Source organism: Halanaerobium sp. (assembly GCF_003070835.1).
On record NZ_QBLR01000427.1, the window covers coordinates 1 to 2,237 of the forward strand.

Here is a 2,237-nt window from a genome sequence, read left to right on the forward strand (position 1 = left end):
ATTGTCACTCCTAAAAGCAAGAGGGTCAGCAGTATAAGAATATGCAGCTGATTATTTTTCATCCTTACTCAGCCTTATCTTTTTTATAATATTAGTTGTTGATTTACCTTTGACTTCAGTAATCAAAACTATTTTACCACCATAACTGTAGACAGTTTCTGCTTCAGGTAAATCTTCAATCCTATAATCTCCACCCTTAACATAAATCTGAGGTTTAACTGCTTCCAATACAGCCCTACAGTCGATTTCTGAAAAAAGAACTAAATAATCAATCATTTCTAGAGCAGCCAGCATCTCCATCCTTTCAGCTTCAGGAACTAAGGGTCTATTTTTACCTTTTAATTCCCTCACTGAACTATCACTATTAACAGCCAGCACCAATTTATCTCCTAGAGCAGCTGCCTTTTTTAAATACCGGATATGGCCAACATGTAAAATATCAAAGCAGCCGTTGGTAAAAACAATTAATTCTCCTGCCTCTTTTTTGGCTTCAATTTCGGTTTTAAGTTCAGTTAATTCCATAATCTTAGCCGGCATTTTTATTCACTTCCTTGATTAATTCTTCAGCAGTTACTGCAGCAACTCCACTTTTGCGGACAACAATCCCGGCGGCTAGATTTGCAATTCTAATTGCAGTTCCTACCGGTGCCCCTGCAGCAAGAGCTAGAATTAAAGTACCAACAACTGTATCACCAGCTCCGGTTACATCAAAAACCTCTGAGAAATTAGCTGCCGGAATATGATCTATCTTATCTCCGGGAGCAAAGAGAGTCATTCCATCTCCACCCTGAGTTATTAATAAATATTCCAATTTAAGCTCTTTTCTCATTTCTATACCTGCTTTTTCTACCTCTACTTGTGTTTTTAACTTAGAACCATAAATTTCAGATGCTTCTTCTAAGTTAGGAGTAGCAATCATTGAACCCTTAAATTGAGGCAGCTGATAACGGCTGTCCACTGCGGAATACTTACCTGCAGCTGCAGCAGTTTCTACAAACTTTGCTGTGGTATTTTGATTAAAAATACCATTGCCATAATCAGAAAACAGGACTGCATCACTAGCAGCAATATTTTTTTCCAGGTAGCTGCTCAGCTTTTGACTCAATTCCTCACTAATATCAAAACTTTTTACCTTATCAACCCGAACAACCTGCTGTCTTACTATCTGCTCTCCCCCAGCCAAAATTCTAGTTTTCTCAGCTGTAGGGCGAGTCTCATCTTTAAAAATACCCTTAGTTGTAATATTCCGCTGATCTAATTCTGCTTTTAGAGCTTCTGCAGCCAGATCATCTCCAACTACACCCAGCAGATCAACTTCTGCTCCCAGACTAGCAATATTTGCAGCGGCATTAGCACCACCACCTGGCAGCACTTTTTCCTGCTGGTGTTTCAAGATTAAAACTGGAGCCTCTCGCGAAAGCCTTTCCGGATCAGCTATGATAAATTTATCTGCAATTAAATCTCCTAAAACCATAATTTTTTTATCTTTAAATTTTTTAATATATTTTACAAGTTCTTCTGCCTGATAATTATCCATGTCATCCCCCTAGAGCTTAACTTTTATTCCTAGTTTTATAACGTTGTTGTCTAAATCCCAGTACTGATTTGCTACACTTACCTGCAGATCACTCCTGGGACCGATGCTGTAATCTACTCCACCCTTATAATAAGCATGATCATCTAAATCATCATCCATAAAATAATATGTCTGCCAGAAAAAACTTAAATCCTGACCCAAGGTAGCAGCCGCTAATCCAATTGCCTTACCAAAATCACGACCATCAACCTCATTGGTAAACATCAGGTTCAAATCCATTCTGAAGTTTTCTTCCATCAACATATTCAAGCCCATATTTGCTCCAAAATAAAAATCATCTCCGTCAAATGCCAGATTGATTACTGCTGGATGAATATTATTAATTAAAAATTCCGGCTCCAGCTCAAGTGTGTCAATATCAAGAGAATCACCTGAGATAGAATATGTAACTGAATTTAAATTAGCAGCACTAACCGGCAAAAATGAAATAACTAAAAACACTGCTGTGATTAGTAGAATGATTGATTTTTTAAGCATTTGATTACTCCTTTATCTAATATTTTATTTAAAACAAAATTAATAATTAATTATCACGTTCATCAACTATTACTCCATTAGAAATTAATCTTTTTTCACTGGGATTATTCATCGTAAAACCTCGAATAACCATTCTTGCTGAGCCACCACCATCCAAATTAAC

At 36.9% G+C, this 2,237-nt stretch carries 4 protein-coding genes; all 4 read right to left on the reverse strand.

Going from position 1 to position 2,237, the window contains the following annotated elements:
- Positions 1 to 51 precede the first annotated feature (51 nt).
- From rfaE2 to CI949_RS20025, 4 genes are read right to left on the reverse strand one after another with little or no spacing between them, the layout of a single operon-like run.
- Positions 52 to 537, reverse strand: coding sequence for a D-glycero-beta-D-manno-heptose 1-phosphate adenylyltransferase (gene rfaE2 / locus CI949_RS20010; RefSeq protein ID WP_110300648.1), 486 nt, complete (start codon positions 535 to 537; stop codon positions 52 to 54).
- Positions 527 to 1,537, reverse strand: a complete 1,011-nt coding sequence (locus tag CI949_RS20015) for a bifunctional heptose 7-phosphate kinase/heptose 1-phosphate adenyltransferase (RefSeq protein ID WP_110300649.1) — start codon at positions 1,535 to 1,537, stop codon at positions 527 to 529. The genes rfaE2 and CI949_RS20015 overlap by 11 nt, the downstream gene beginning before the upstream one ends.
- Before the next feature lie 9 nt (positions 1,538 to 1,546).
- The gene (locus CI949_RS20020; RefSeq protein ID WP_073160438.1) at positions 1,547 to 2,074 is read right to left on the reverse strand and encodes a hypothetical protein; all 528 of its coding nucleotides are present in this window, start codon (positions 2,072 to 2,074) and stop codon (positions 1,547 to 1,549) included.
- Positions 2,075 to 2,120: 46 nt separating this feature from the next.
- Positions 2,121 to 2,231, reverse strand: a complete 111-nt coding sequence (locus CI949_RS20025) for a hypothetical protein (protein ID WP_290769734.1) — start codon at positions 2,229 to 2,231, stop codon at positions 2,121 to 2,123.
- Positions 2,232 to 2,237 lie beyond the last annotated feature (6 nt).

Coding starts and splice junctions, on each gene's coding strand:
- rfaE2 (WP_110300648.1), bottom strand. CDS start 537: ATGCCGGCTAAGATTATGGAATTAACTGAACTTAAAACCGAAATTGAA.
- CI949_RS20015 (WP_110300649.1), bottom strand. CDS start 1,537: ATGGATAATTATCAGGCAGAAGAACTTGTAAAATATATTAAAAAATTT.
- CI949_RS20020 (WP_073160438.1), bottom strand. CDS start 2,074: ATGCTTAAAAAATCAATCATTCTACTAATCACAGCAGTGTTTTTAGTT.